Here is a 12,774-nt window from a genome sequence, read left to right on the forward strand (position 1 = left end):
CGATAGCCTGGGAAAATGCTCACAGAAGTAACCGCGACCCGCTACGTCACACCCCTGCGGGAGGGCGGATCACTGCCTGGCATTGTCGAGGCCGACGATCTCGGTACGTACGTCATGAAGTTCACCGGTGCGGGACAGGGCCGCAAGACGCTGGTCGCCGAAGTCATCTGCGGACAGCTCGCGCGGCGGCTCGGCCTGGGCGTGCCCGAGTTGGTCAGCATCCAGCTCGATCCCGTCATCGGTCTCGGTGAGCCCGACCAGGAGGTGCAGGAGCTGCTCAAGGCCAGCGGTGGTCTGAACCTCGGGATGGACTTCCTGCCCGGCTCGCTCGGCTTCGATCCGCTCGCCTACACCGTGGATGCGCGGGAGGCCGGCAAGGTCGTCTGGTTCGACGCGCTGATCAACAATGTCGACCGCTCCTGGCGCAATCCCAACATGCTGGTGTGGCACGGCGATCTCTGGCTCATCGATCATGGGGCCACCATGATCTGGCACCACAACTGGCCGGGCGCCGCCGCCTCCGCCGCCAAGCCGTACGACGCCTCCGACCACGCCCTCGCCCCCTTCGGCCCCGATGTCGCCTCGGCCGCCGCCGAGCTCGCCCCGCTCGTCACCGAGCGGCTGCTGACCGAGGTCGCCGCCGATGTGCCCGACGAGTGGCTGGTCGACGAGCCGGGCTTCGAGACCACAGACTCACTGCGCCGCGCCTATGTCGAGGCGCTGCTGCCGCGCGCCGCGACGGTCCATGAGCGGATCACTCTCGGCCCGCCCAGCAAGGACAAACCCTCCCGGGCGCCCGGCTGGCTGGCCGGCCCCTGGCCGCACATGGAGGGCGAGAAGTGAGCAGGCGCGAGGTCTTCGAGTACGCGCTGCTGCGCGTCGTGCCGCGCGTGGAGCGCGGCGAGCAGTTCAACGCGGGCGTGGTCGTCTACTGCCGCGCCAAGTCCTTCGTGGCTGCGCGTACCCACCTGGACGAGGCGAAGCTGCGGGCCCTGGACCCCGCCGCGGACGTGAGGGGGGTACGCGCCGCGCTGCACGCGGTCGAGGGGATCTGCCGCGGCGGGGAGCACGCGGGACAGGCCGCGCGCGACGACGCGGGACGGCGCTTTCGCTGGCTGATCGCGCCGCGTTCCACCGTCGTACAGCCGGGGCCGGTGCACACCGGCCTGACCGCCGATCCGGAGGCCGAGGTCGAGCGGCTGCTCGACCTGCTGGTGCGCTGATCGCCGTGTGACACATGCCCGTCACCCGGCGGGGCCGTTGACACCGCGTGCCAGGGCTTCTAGCGTCTCGATTGCTGAAGGTACTAAGCGGTCGCTCACCAATGGGTCGTACCGCGTGAGCCGCATTCCAAGGGCGAGGAGAACCAGCATGTCCACCACCGAGCAGCGCGTTGCCGTAGTGACCGGGGCGGCGCGCGGCATTGGCGCCGCCACCGCGGTAAGGCTTGCGGCCGAGGGCCGCGCCGTAGCCGTACTCGACCTTGACGAGGCGGCCTGCAAGGACACCGTCGAGAAGATCACCGCGGCGGGCGGCACGGCCCTCGCGGTCGGCTGCGACGTGTCCGACAGCGCCCAGGTGGAGGCCGCCGTCGCGCGCGTCGCCGCCGAGCTCGGCGCGCCCACGATCCTCGTCAACAACGCGGGCGTGCTCCGCGACAACCTGCTCTTCAAGATGAGCGAGTCCGACTGGGACACCGTGATGAACGTCCACCTCAAGGGCGCGTTCCTGATGGCCAAGGCCTGTCAGAAGCACATGGTGGACGCGGGCTTCGGCCGCATCGTCTCCCTCTCCTCCAGCTCCGCGCTCGGCAACCGCGGCCAGGCGAACTACTCCGCCGTCAAGGCCGGTCTGCAGGGCTTCACCAAGACCCTGGCCAAGGAGCTCGGCAGGTTCGGTATCACCGCCAACGCCGTCGCCCCCGGCTTCATCGTCACCGAGATGACGGCACAGACGGCCGCCCGCGTCGGCATGGGCTTCGAGGAGTTCCAGGCCGCTGCCGCCACCCAGATCCCGGTCCAGCGCGTCGGACGGCCCGAGGACATCGCCAACGCCATCGCCTTCTTCACGGGCGAGGACGCCGGCTTTGTCTCCGGCCAGGTCATGTACGTGGCCGGCGGACCTCTCAACTGAATCGGGGATCGACGTCATGGCAGCTGAGGCAGCAGAGGTACAGGACAGCGGAAAGGTCGCGCTCATCACCGGCGCGAGCCGCGGTATCGGATACGGCGTGGCCGAGGCGCTCGTCGCCCGCGGCGACCGGGTGTGCATCACCGGCCGCGGTGAGGACGCGCTCAAGGAGGCCGTGGAGAGGCTCGGAGCCGACCGTGTGATCGGCATCCCGGGCAAGGCCCACGACGAGGCCCACCAGGCCGCCGCCGTCGAGCGCACCATGGAGGCGTTCGGCCGCGTCGACTTCCTGATCAACAACGCCGGTACCAATCCGGTCTTCGGTCCCATGGCCGAGCTCGACCTGAATGTGGCCCGCAAGGTCTACGAAACCAACGTCATCTCGGCGCTCGGCTTCGCGCAGCAGACCTGGAAGGCCTGGCAGAAGGAGAACGGCGGTGCGATCGTGAACATCGCGTCGGTCGCCGGCGTCTCCGCCTCGCCTTTCATCGGCGCCTACGGCATGAGCAAGGCGGCGATGGTCAATCTGACGCTGCAGCTGGCGCACGAGTTCGCGCCGCTCGTACGGGTCAACGCGATCGCCCCCGCCGTGATCAAGACGCAATTCGCCCAGGCGCTCTACGAGGGCCGCGAGGCCGAGGCGGCCGCCGCCTACCCGCTGGGGCGCCTCGGAGTACCCGAGGACATCGGCGGCGCGGCCGCTTTTCTCACCTCCGGGCAATCGGACTGGATCACGGGGCAGACACTGGTGGTGGACGGGGGTATCTTCCTCAATGCCGGTGTGCACTGAGGCGCCCTGAGACGTTTTGTTCCTGATTGCGCCAAGTGCCCTGCCGGGCCTCCAGGTTGACCCGGCAGGGCGCTGCGGTATGGTCGGCCGACCCATGGCTGAACGAGGAGCGTGCACGTGTTCTACCGGACCTGTCTGCAGGCCGCTGCAGCCCTAGCGTCCATATCTCTGCTGGCCGGATGCGGCGTGTTCTCGGACGAGGACGCGGAGCGTGAGCAGAAGATCACAGTCGGTACGACGAGTGAGCCCACCACTCTCGATCCGGCCGCTGCCTGGGACGGCTCGTGGGAGTTGATGCGAAATGTCTTCCAGACCCTGGTGAGCTTCCCGACCGGCAGCGCGGTGCCGCGCCCCGACGCGGCCGAAGGGTGCCGCTTCGCGGACACCGGCAACAAGGTCTTCGAGTGCAAGCTCCGCGCGGACCTCCGCTTCTCCAACGGCGACAAGCTCGACGCCGCAGCCGTCAAGCACTCGATCGACCGGATCCGGACGATCGATGTGAAGGGTGGCCCCAACGGTCTTCTGGGCTCGCTCGACACGATCGAGACGACCGGCGACCGCACCGTGACCTTCCGCCTCAAGACGCCGGACGCCACGTTCCCGTTCATTCTCGCCACGCCCGCCATGTCCCTCGTGCCGCCGTCGGAGTATCCCGCCGACAAGCTCCGTGAGGACGGGAAGCTGACCGGCTCCGGCCCGTACGTCATGGATTCGTACGCGAAGGGCGACAAGGTCGAGCTGACCAAGAACGGGGACTACCACGGGTTCGCCAACCGGCAGAACGACGCCGTCACCATCCGTTACTTCGCCAGCTCCGAAGTGATGGTGAACGCGCTCAAGAAGAAGGATATCGACGCGATCTACCGTGGTCTGACCGCGGAGGAGGTCGTCGAGCTGCAGGAGAAGCGCGAAGAGAACGATCACCTTCAGCTCGTCGAGACGGTCGGTGCGGACATCCGCTACCTCGTCTTCAACTCCAACGACCCGGCGGCGGGCAAGCTCGCCGTGCGGCGCGCGATCGCGCAGCTCGTCGACCGGGACAGCCTGGTCGCCAAGGTCTACCAGGGCACCGCGGAACCGCTGTACTCCATGGTCCCCAAGGGCATCGCCGGCCACACCACCGAGTTCTTCGACCGCTACGGCGAGCCGAACGTGGACAAGGCCCGGAGGATCCTCAAGGACGCCGGGATCACCCAGCCGGTACCGCTGACCTTCTGGTACACCACTGACCGGTACGGCTCCGCGACCGAGCCGGAGTTCGCCGAGCTCAAGCGGCAGCTCGACGCCTCGGGCCTGTTCAAGATCACCATCCAGGGCAAGCCCGAGAAGGACTTCCAGAAGGGCTACAAGTCGGGCGAGTACCCCGTCTTCGGCCGCGGCTGGTTCCCCGACTTCCCGGACCCGGACAACTTCATCGCGCCCTTCGTCGGCTCGAAGAACGTGCTCAGCACGCCGTACGAGAGCCCCGAGATCACCGGGCAGCTGCTGCCCCAGTCGCGGCGCGAGAGCGACCGCGGCGCGGTCCTCGACCAGTTCAAGCGGGCGCAGGAGATCCTCGTCGACGATGTGCGTCTGCTGCCGTTGTGGCAGGGCAAGCTGTACGTCGCCTCGAGCGAGGAGATCGGCGGCGGCGAGCGGGCACTGGACCCGCAGACGGTCATGCAGATGTGGGAGCTGTACCGCAAGGCCAGCTGGTAGACGCGGTTGTCAGTGGCCACCGGTAGGTTCTGTGAACGAGAACTGATCGCATACCGGAGGTTGTTGACGTGACCGACACCGACATGCTGCCCGAGTCCTGGCGCGGCGTCCTCGACGAAGAACTGCAGGAGCCCTACTTCAAGGAGCTCACCGAGTTCGTCGAGGAGGAGCGGGCGAAGGGGCCGGTCTATCCGCCGCGTGAAGAGGTCTTCGCCGCGCTCGACGCCACGCCTTACGACAAGGTCAAGGTGTTGATCCTCGGCCAGGACCCGTACCACGGGGAGGGGCAGGGGCACGGCCTCTGCTTCTCCGTGCGGCCGGGCGTCAGGACTCCGCCCTCCCTGCGCAACATCTACAAGGAGATGAAGGAGGAGCTCGGCCACCCCGTTCCGGACAACGGCTATCTGATGCCGTGGGCGGAGCAGGGTGTCCTGCTGCTCAACGCGGTGCTGACCGTACGGGCCGGCGAGGCCAACTCCCACAAGGGCAAGGGGTGGGAGAAGGTGACGGACGCGGTGATCCGCGCCGTGGCCTCGCGGCCCGATCCGGCGGTCTTCGTCCTGTGGGGCAATTACGCGCAGAAGAAGCTGCCGCTGATCGACGAGGAGCGCCATGTGGTGGTGAAGGGTGCGCACCCCTCGCCGCTCTCCGCGAAGAAGTTCTTCGGCTCTCGTCCGTTCACGCAGATCAATGAGGCGGTCGCGGCCCAGGGGCACGAGCCCATCGACTGGCGGATCCCGGACCTCGGCTGAGGTTCGCCAGGCTCGGGCACCCGGCTGACAGGCCCGTGCCGGTGCCCGAGCCTGTGCCGGTTTGTCCGTGGCGGCGGCTAGCGTCGGCATCGCTGGATCGTCGCATTCGCGTACGGACGTGGGAGGCCGCAGTGAGGGAGCAGCAGGAGGCGTCGGATGACGCCGTGATGACCCGGATCGGGCAGGCGATCATGCTGCTGCACGGCGGAGACCGCGAGGAGGCGCGCAACCGCTTCGGCGCGCTCTGGTCGGAGATCGGCGAGGTCGGAGATCCGCTCCACCGCTGCACACTGGCGCACTACATGGCGGACACCCAGGACGACCCCGGCGATGAGCTCGCCTGGGACCTGCGGGCGCTGTCGGCCGTCGAAGGGCTGAGCGAGGAGCGCTTGTCCCGGCACCAGGAGGCGCTCGAGGTGCGGGCCTTTTACCCCTCGCTCCATCTCAACCTCGCCGCCGACTATGTGAAGCTGCGGCGTCCGGAGGCCGCGCGGGTGCATCTCGACCGGGCGCGTGCGGCGACGGACGTCCTGGCGGACGACGGATACGCCAATGGCGTCCGTGCCGCGATCGACCGGCTGGAGCGCAGCCTGCGCGACGAGTGAGGCTCAATTCCCGTAGATCTCCCGGCAGATCCGGGCCCCGGGGCCGTAGGGCTCTCAGTCGCCGGTCGCGCCGTCGATCCGCTCCCGGACCAGGTCGGCATGGCCGTTGTGGCGTGCGTACTCCTCGATCATATGCGTCATGATCCACCGCAGATTGAAGCTCTCCCCGGTGCGGGGGTGCTGCGCCTTGGCCACGTCGTCGAGCCCGTGGGAGGCGGCCAGCTCACGCGCGCGTGCGATCTCGGCCTGCCAGGCGGCATACGCCTCGGCGTAGGTGTCCTGCTCCGAGACGTGGAAGTCCCCGTCCTTGTCCTCGTCGCAGTACAGGTAGGTCACGCTCTCGCCGGCGAGGATCTTACGGAACCAGCTGCGCTCGACCTCTGTCATGTGCCGTACGAGGCCGAGCAGCGAGATCTCGGAGGGTGGCGCGGACAGCTGCCGCAGCTGCTCGTCGTCCAGGCCGGCGCACTTCATCTCCAGTGTCTCGCGGTGGTACTCCAGCCAGCCCTCCAGCATCTCGCGCTCGCCGGCCAGGGTGGAGGGTTCGGTGCGCTCAGGTGTCGTCATGGCGGTCATCCTCGATCATGGATCGCCGTGCCGCCAGAGCTTATTCGCCGAGCATCCCGCGCAGCAGCTCGCCGAATCCGGTGCGCAGCTCGTCCAGTTCGGGGACGGAGGCGTGGTACGACCCGGCCGCGCAGGAGAACATCAGCCCCTCGCACCACGCCACCAACGACAGCGCATGGCGCTCCGGTTCGGGGGAACCCGCCGCGGCCATGAGTGCGTTGAGCGGCCCGCGGAACTGGCTGCCCGTCGCGTCGTAGAACGCGCGCAGCTCCGGCCGCCGCGTCGCTTCCAGTGCCAGTTCGTAGCGGGAGATCAGCAGTTCGCGGTGGTGGGTCAGATAGCGGTGCAGTGCGAGCGCGAGCGCATCGACCAGGCCGTCCATGCCGCCGTTGGGTACGGGCATCTCGTGCGGGGTCAGGACGGACGCCTCACGCTCCGCCTGCCGCCGCACCGCGGCCTCCAGCAGCGCCTGCCGGGTGCGGGCGTAGTTCGATGTCGAGCCCTGGGGGAGTCCGGCGGCCTCGTCCACCGCGCGATGGGTGAGCCCGCGCATCCCCCGCTCGGCGAGCAGGGTCAGCGCGGCGTCGGCGATCAGTTCGGCGCGGGAGGTCCCCGGGGTGGTGCGTGCGGTCATGGGTACAACCTACCGCTTCAACTACAGCTGTAGTACGGTGAAGCTGTCACTACAGATGTAGTTGGGGATTGAGGAGGAGCCATGCCCGAACTCCGTGCCGTGGTCGTCGGAAGCGGAATCGGCGGACTGACCGCCGCCGTGGCCCTGCAGCAGACCGGCTGGCAGGTCACTGTCCTGGAGCGGGCCGCTTCGCTGGAGCCGGTGGGAGCCGGCATCGGTCTGGCCCCCAACTCCCAGCGCGCCCTCGACGTCATCGGCCTCGGCGACGAAATCCGCGAACTGGCCGCCTGGCAGGGCGACGGCGGCATGCGCACCCCGGGCGGCCGCTGGCTCGCCCGTACGAACAGCGCCGCCGCGACCGAACGCTTCGGCGGACCCCTGGTGCTCGTCCACCGCGCCACCCTGATCGAGCGCCTCGCCGCCCGGCTGCCCGACGGTGTCGTCCGTACCAAGGCCGCCGCCTCCCTCGTCGACGCGGGCGAAGCGGGCGGCCGCCGGGCCGTGGTGTCCACACCGGACGGTGAATGGGAGGCCGACCTCGTCATCGGCGCCGACGGCATCCACTCCGCGGTGCGCCGGACCCTCTACCCCGAGCACCCCGGCCCGTCCTACTCCGGAATCACCGCCTGGCGCGTGGTCGTCCCCGCGCCCGGTCGGCCCTTCGCACCCCACGAGACCTGGGGACCGGGCGCACTGTGGGGTACGCAGCCCCTCAAGGACGGCCGGATCTACGCCTACGCCGCGGCCGTCACCCCCGCCGGAGGCCGCGCCGCCGACGACGAGAAGGCCGAACTGCTGCGCAGGTTCGGCGCCTGGCACGACCCGATCCCCGCGATCATCGCCGCCGCCCGGCCCGACCACGTCCTGCGCAACGACATCCACCACCTCATCAAGGCGCTTCCGTCCTTCCACCGGGGCCGGACCGTGCTCGTCGGCGACGCCGCCCACGCCATGGCCCCCACCCTCGGTCAGGGCGGCAACCAGGCCATCGAGGACGGCATCGTCCTCGCCCATCATGCGGCGCCCGGTGCCGACCTGGGCGCCGGCCTCGCCGCGTACAGCGCGCAGCGTCTTCCGCGGACCATGGGCATCGTCCGCAAGTCCGCACAGATCGCCCGGATGATGTCCCTGACCAGCGCCCCGGCCGTCGCGGTGCGCGACACCCTGATGTCCGCGGTCTCCCGGCTCGGACCCGGCGTCGTCCTGCGGACCTTCGACGGCATCGCCGACTGGCAGCCGCCGCAGCGCACGTATGCTGCCGGTGCACAGGACGTACCGGACGGGCAACCGTCACAGCGTTGAGGGAGGCCTCAGTGAAGGTCGGCTGCATCGGGCTCGGAGACATTGCGCAGAAGGCCTACCTGCCTGTGCTCACCATGCTTCCCGGGGTCGAACTGCATCTGCAGACCCGCACGCCGGCCACCCTGGAGCGGGTCGCCGAGACCCATCACATCCCCGCCGGCCGATGCCACACCGACCTCGGCTCACTCCTCGCGCAGGGCATGGACGCCGCCTTTGTGCACGCCCCGACCTCCGCGCACGCCGAGATCGTCACGCGGCTGCTCGAGGCGGGCGTGGCGACGTACGTCGACAAGCCGCTGGCGTACGAACTGGCCGAATCCGAGCGGCTGGTGCAGCTCGCCGAGGAGCACGGAACCAGCCTGGCCGTCGGCTTCAACCGCCGTCTCGCGCCCGGTTATGCCCAATGCCTGGAGCACCCGCGCGAGCTGATCCTGATGCAGAAGAACCGCGTCGGCCTCGCCGAGGATCCGCGCACCCTCGTCCTCGACGACTTCATTCACGTTGTCGACACCCTGCGCTTCCTGGTCCCGGGGCCGGTCGAGCACACCGACGTACGGGCGCGGATCGTCGACGGGCTGATGCACCATGTCGTGCTGCAGCTCTCCGGCGACGGATTCACCGCCATCGGCACGATGAACCGGATGAGCGGCTCCACCGAGGAGATCCTCGAGGTGTCGGGGCAGGACACCAAGAGGGAGGTCCGCAATCTCGCGGAGATCGTGGACCACAAGGGACAGCCCAGCCTGCGGCGGCGCGGGGACTGGGTGTCCGTCGCCCGGCAGCGGGGTATCGAGCAGTCGGTGCTTGCCTTCCTCGACGCGGTGCGCGCGGGAAAGCTGCTCAGCGCGCAGGACGCGCTGAGGACTCATGAGCTGTGTGAACAGCTGCTGCTCCGGGCCCTGGAGCAGGCTTCCTGAGGGACCGGGCGCCCTCGGCCGCACAGAACGCGGCAAGCACGGCGAACGCGCCGTAGAGAGGCCAGTCGCCGAACCTCACGTACAGCGTGGTGCCGCGGGCCAGCGGGATGTCGTACACCGCCGCGGTACTGCTGTCCGTGCCCAGCGGGCTGCCGACCCGGTCGCCGCCCGGACCGTACACCGCGCTGACGCCGGTGAGCGTGGCATGCACCATCGGACGTCCGCTCTCGGCCGCGCGCAGCGCCGCCAGCGAGGCGTGCTGTTCGGGGGCCCAGCTCCCCTGGAAGGACGAGGTCGACGACTGGGCGATCAGCAGCTGCGCGCCATCCCGGACCAGGTGGCGGCTCATGTCGGGGAACGCCGACTCGAAGCAGACCAGAGTGCCGAGCCGCAGCCCGCCCTGCCCGTCGCCCGGCAGCACCATCACCACCGGTCGGCTGCCGCGCAGCCGGTCCTCTCCCGCCGCCTTGCCCACCGAAGTTGCCCAGCCCAGCAGCGCACGGGCCGGGATGTACTCGCCGAAGGGGATCAGCCGCATCTTGTCGTAGCGGTCGCCGGTCGGACCCTGTGGGCCGACGAGGACGGAGCTCTTGAAGATGCCGGCCCGGCCGGAGGCGTCCTCGCGGCGCGCGTCCACATTGACCAGCACCTCGGCGCCCACCGCGCGCGAGAGCACCGCGAGACGCGCCGCCAGATCGGGCCGCTCGCGCAGATCCTCACCGACGCTGCTCTCGCCCCACACCACCAGATCGAGGTCCTGACCGGCCAGTTCACGGGTCAGTTCCTCGCTGCGGTCGAAGCGGCGGTCGACGCTGCCCATGCCGTCGACGACGCCCGGCTGGACGATCGCGATCCGGGTCCGCCCCGACTGCTGTGGCTGCGGAGCCCATATCCAGACCGCCGTCATGGTGAGGGCGCACACGAGGATTCCGCCCACCGCTGCCGTACGGGCCGGTGGTATCGCCACCAGCACAGTGACCGCGGTGTTCACCGCCAGCACCAGCAGACTCACCAGCCAGACCCCGCCCATCGACGCGAGCCGCAGGGCGGGGGAGACCTCCCACTGGCTGGCTCCCAGGAGTCCCCAGGGCCCGCCCAGCCCTTCCCAGGACCGGACCAGTTCGATCATGAGCCAGCCCGAGGGGACGACGGCCAGGGCGGCGGCGGTACGGGCTGCGGAAGGCGCCCCGCCCAGCAGTGAGCGCACCAGCCACCCCCACGGTGCCCACATCAGCCCGAGCAGTGCTGCCAGCACCACGAGGAACACATGGAGGCTGGGCACCAGCCAGTGGTGCACGGCGATCACGAAGCCGATGCCGCCCAGCCATCCCTCGATCGCCGCCCGGCGGCCTGTGGGCGCGGAGCGGACGAGCAGCATCCACGGCACCAGCGCGACATACGCGAACCACCACAGGGAGGGTTCGGGAAAGGCCAGTGCGGGCAGTGCCCCGGCCGTGAGCGCGGCGGCGCCGCGCCACCGGGGCGATGCCATCAGCCGTCGGCCGCGCCCCCACCGTTCGCGCCGCTCACACCGCTCGTCCCGGGCGACCGGAATCCGCATACCGCGCCTCCTCGTCCAGACCCGAAGGGGCCGCAGGACCCGAGTGCCCCAGGCCCGAGCAGTGTCACCTCCAGTGTGCGGGAGGACGGCGGCCGCCGACAGGGCGCCCTCGGCACAGCCGTCCCGGCACCTCAGCCGTCCCGGCACCTCAGCCGTCCCGGCACCTCAGCCGTCCCGGCACCTCAGCCGTCCCGGCACCTCGGCTGCCCCGGCACCTCGGCTGCCCCGGCACCTCAGGCCCCGCCGAGTGCGCCGGCGGCCCGGCGCCACTTCTCATTGATCACCACGGTGCGCAGCCGCCAGCCGGCATCCAGACGCACCAGGCTGAAGGTGTACCGCCCGCCGGAGACGAAGTCGTCGCCCGACTCCAGCTGCATCGGGTTCACATAGTCGGCCTGCACCTCGGCCCGGTCACCCGGATATCCACCCAGGTCCTGAATGTCCAGCAGGCGGTTGACGATGAGGTGCTGGCGTACGGGAAAGAGCCCCATCGCCTCCGCCAGCCAGTCGGCGACCTCGGCGGCCGGCCCCTCGATCCCGCCCGAGCTGCGGTAGTCCGCGCGCCCCTCCGGCGCGAACAGGGCCCGGTAGGCGCTCCAGTCTCCGTCGTCCACGGCCACTGCATAACGGCTGACCAGTTCGTCGATGGTCAGCCGGTCCATCACGGTCGCGAGATCCACGCGCTGCGTCATCGGCTCAGTTTCGGGTAGTCGGGGTCTCAGGCCAAGGGCTTTGCGGGCCCGTCACCCGCTCTTGGTCAACAATCGGTCGATCTCTGCCAATTCGTCGCCCGAGAAGCCGGGCGCGTCGAGCGCTCCCAGGTTCTGTTCCAGCTGACGGACACTGCTGGCTCCGACGAGTACGGACGTGACGCGTGTGTCACGCAGCAGCCAGGCGAGCGCCAGCTGCGCGAGCGTCTGGCCCCGTTCCCGTGCCAGCGCATCCAGCGAGCGCAGCAGCTCCTGGCGTTCCCCGGTGAGAACGTCGCGGGTCAGATAGCGGCCGGCCGCCATCCGCGAGTCCGCCGGTACGCCGGAGAGATAGCGGTCGGTCAACTGGCCCTGCGCGAGCGGCGAGAAGGCGACGAGTCCGGCCCCCACCGCCTCGGAGGCATCCAGCACACCGTCCTCGATGCGGCGCTCCAGCAGGGAGTACGGATGCTGGTTGACCAGCAGAGGGGTGCCGAGCTGCCCCAGTATCCCGGCGGCCTGGGCGGTCCCGGCCGGGCTGTAGTTCGACAGGCCGGCGTACAGCGCCTTTCCCTGGCGTACGGCGGTGTCCAGCGCGCCCATCGTCTCCTCGAGCGGAGTGTCGGGGTCGGGCCGGTGCGAGTAGAAGACATCGACGTACTCCACCCCGAGCCTGCTCAGCGACTGGTCGAGGCTGGCCAGCAGATGCTTGCGCGAACCCCACTCGCCGTACGGGCCGGCCCACATCTCGTTGCCCGCCTTGGTGGCGATGAACAGCTCGTCCCGGTACGGGCGGAAGTCGGCCCGGTAGTGGACACCGAAGTTCGCCTCGGCGGAGCCGAACGGCGTGCCGTAGTTGTTGGCCAGATCAATGTGCGTCACACCGAGGTCGAACGCCCGGCGCAGTACGGCGCGCTGGGTCTCCAGCGGGCTGGTGTCGCCGAAGTTGTGCCACAGCCCGAGGGAGATCTCGGGCAGCCGGACACCGCTGTTCCCGCACCGCCGGTACCGCATGCCGGAATACCGGTCGTCATCGGCGACGTACGCCATGTGCTGTGTCCCCCTCCGTCGTCTCCATGGACCTGCGAGCCTACTGACCCGGTGACCTTGTGTCTCACCCGCCATACTG

General features: G+C 69.7%; 14 protein-coding genes. 9 read left to right on the plus strand and 5 right to left on the minus strand.

Features of this window, described 5'->3' with window-relative positions:
- Nucleotides 1-15: 15 nt before the first annotated feature.
- From OG883_RS34145 to OG883_RS34175, 7 genes are all read left to right on the plus strand, one after another.
- The gene (locus tag OG883_RS34145) at nt 16-843 is read left to right on the plus strand and encodes a HipA family kinase (protein WP_266549862.1); all 828 of its coding nucleotides are present in this window, start codon (nt 16-18) and stop codon (nt 841-843) included.
- Entirely contained in the window at nt 840-1,223 is a 384-nt protein-coding gene (locus tag OG883_RS34150; RefSeq protein WP_266549865.1) for a DUF3037 domain-containing protein, read from the plus strand. The genes OG883_RS34145 and OG883_RS34150 overlap by 4 nt, the downstream gene beginning before the upstream one ends.
- A gap of 148 nt (nt 1,224-1,371) precedes the next feature.
- Nucleotides 1,372-2,133, plus strand: coding sequence for a 3-oxoacyl-ACP reductase FabG (gene fabG / locus OG883_RS34155; protein WP_266549868.1), 762 nt, complete (start codon nt 1,372-1,374; stop codon nt 2,131-2,133).
- Nucleotides 2,134-2,149: 16 nt separating this feature from the next.
- Nucleotides 2,150-2,920 carry an SDR family oxidoreductase gene (locus tag OG883_RS34160; RefSeq protein WP_266549871.1) on the plus strand — a complete coding sequence of 257 codons (771 nt, stop codon included), beginning with the start codon at nt 2,150-2,152 and terminating at the stop codon, nt 2,918-2,920.
- Nucleotides 2,921-3,037: 117 nt separating this feature from the next.
- Entirely contained in the window at nt 3,038-4,618 is a 1,581-nt protein-coding gene (locus OG883_RS34165) for an ABC transporter substrate-binding protein (RefSeq protein WP_266549873.1), read from the plus strand.
- 68 nt (nt 4,619-4,686) lie between these two features.
- On the plus strand, nt 4,687-5,370 hold the full coding sequence (locus tag OG883_RS34170) for a uracil-DNA glycosylase (protein WP_266549876.1): 684 nt from the start codon (nt 4,687-4,689) through the stop codon (nt 5,368-5,370).
- A 131-nt stretch (nt 5,371-5,501) separates the two neighbouring features.
- Nucleotides 5,502-5,975, plus strand: coding sequence for a hypothetical protein (locus tag OG883_RS34175; protein WP_266549879.1), 474 nt, complete (start codon nt 5,502-5,504; stop codon nt 5,973-5,975).
- 54 nt (nt 5,976-6,029) lie between these two features.
- Here the strand turns inward: OG883_RS34175 and OG883_RS34180 are convergent, their stop codons facing one another.
- Together OG883_RS34180 and OG883_RS34185 are read right to left on the minus strand one after the other, a co-directional pair.
- Nucleotides 6,030-6,542, minus strand: coding sequence for a DinB family protein (locus OG883_RS34180; RefSeq protein ID WP_266549881.1), 513 nt, complete (start codon nt 6,540-6,542; stop codon nt 6,030-6,032).
- A gap of 40 nt (nt 6,543-6,582) precedes the next feature.
- Nucleotides 6,583-7,176 (minus strand): TetR/AcrR family transcriptional regulator, encoded by a 594-nt coding sequence (locus OG883_RS34185; RefSeq protein ID WP_266549883.1) that lies wholly within the window; start codon nt 7,174-7,176, stop codon nt 6,583-6,585.
- 81 nt (nt 7,177-7,257) lie between these two features.
- Between OG883_RS34185 and OG883_RS34190 the strand changes: the two genes are divergently transcribed.
- Nucleotides 7,258-8,478, plus strand: a complete 1,221-nt coding sequence (locus OG883_RS34190) for an FAD-dependent monooxygenase (RefSeq protein ID WP_266549886.1) — start codon at nt 7,258-7,260, stop codon at nt 8,476-8,478.
- Nucleotides 8,479-8,489: 11 nt separating this feature from the next.
- Complete coding sequence (locus tag OG883_RS34195; RefSeq protein WP_266553063.1) at nt 8,490-9,395, plus strand: Gfo/Idh/MocA family protein; 906 nt, start codon at nt 8,490-8,492, stop codon at nt 9,393-9,395.
- Here the strand turns inward: OG883_RS34195 and lnt are convergent.
- The 3 genes from lnt to OG883_RS34210 all read right to left on the minus strand — a co-directional run bounded on the left by lnt (nt 9,319) and on the right by OG883_RS34210 (nt 12,695).
- Complete coding sequence (gene lnt, locus OG883_RS34200; RefSeq protein ID WP_266553066.1) at nt 9,319-10,887, minus strand: apolipoprotein N-acyltransferase; 1,569 nt, start codon at nt 10,885-10,887, stop codon at nt 9,319-9,321. The genes OG883_RS34195 and lnt overlap by 77 nt on opposite strands.
- A gap of 302 nt (nt 10,888-11,189) precedes the next feature.
- Entirely contained in the window at nt 11,190-11,648 is a 459-nt protein-coding gene (locus OG883_RS34205) for a nuclear transport factor 2 family protein (RefSeq protein ID WP_266549889.1), read from the minus strand.
- Between the two features lie 51 nt (nt 11,649-11,699).
- Nucleotides 11,700-12,695, minus strand: a complete 996-nt coding sequence (locus tag OG883_RS34210; protein ID WP_266549892.1) for an aldo/keto reductase — start codon at nt 12,693-12,695, stop codon at nt 11,700-11,702.
- Nucleotides 12,696-12,774: the final 79 nt, after the last annotated feature.

This window comes from Streptomyces sp. NBC_01142 (assembly GCF_026341125.1).
In the GTDB taxonomy this organism is placed as follows: domain Bacteria; phylum Actinomycetota; class Actinomycetes; order Streptomycetales; family Streptomycetaceae; genus Streptomyces.

Coding starts and splice junctions, on each gene's coding strand:
- OG883_RS34145 (WP_266549862.1), top strand. CDS start 16: ATGCTCACAGAAGTAACCGCGACCCGCTACGTCACACCCCTGCGGGAG.
- OG883_RS34185 (WP_266549883.1), bottom strand. CDS start 7,176: ATGACCGCACGCACCACCCCGGGGACCTCCCGCGCCGAACTGATCGCC.
- OG883_RS34180 (WP_266549881.1), bottom strand. CDS start 6,542: ATGACGACACCTGAGCGCACCGAACCCTCCACCCTGGCCGGCGAGCGC.
- lnt (WP_266553066.1), bottom strand. CDS start 10,887: ATGGCATCGCCCCGGTGGCGCGGCGCCGCCGCGCTCACGGCCGGGGCA.
- fabG (WP_266549868.1), top strand. CDS start 1,372: ATGTCCACCACCGAGCAGCGCGTTGCCGTAGTGACCGGGGCGGCGCGC.
- OG883_RS34205 (WP_266549889.1), bottom strand. CDS start 11,648: ATGACGCAGCGCGTGGATCTCGCGACCGTGATGGACCGGCTGACCATC.
- OG883_RS34160 (WP_266549871.1), top strand. CDS start 2,150: ATGGCAGCTGAGGCAGCAGAGGTACAGGACAGCGGAAAGGTCGCGCTC.
- OG883_RS34210 (WP_266549892.1), bottom strand. CDS start 12,695: ATGGCGTACGTCGCCGATGACGACCGGTATTCCGGCATGCGGTACCGG.
- OG883_RS34190 (WP_266549886.1), top strand. CDS start 7,258: ATGCCCGAACTCCGTGCCGTGGTCGTCGGAAGCGGAATCGGCGGACTG.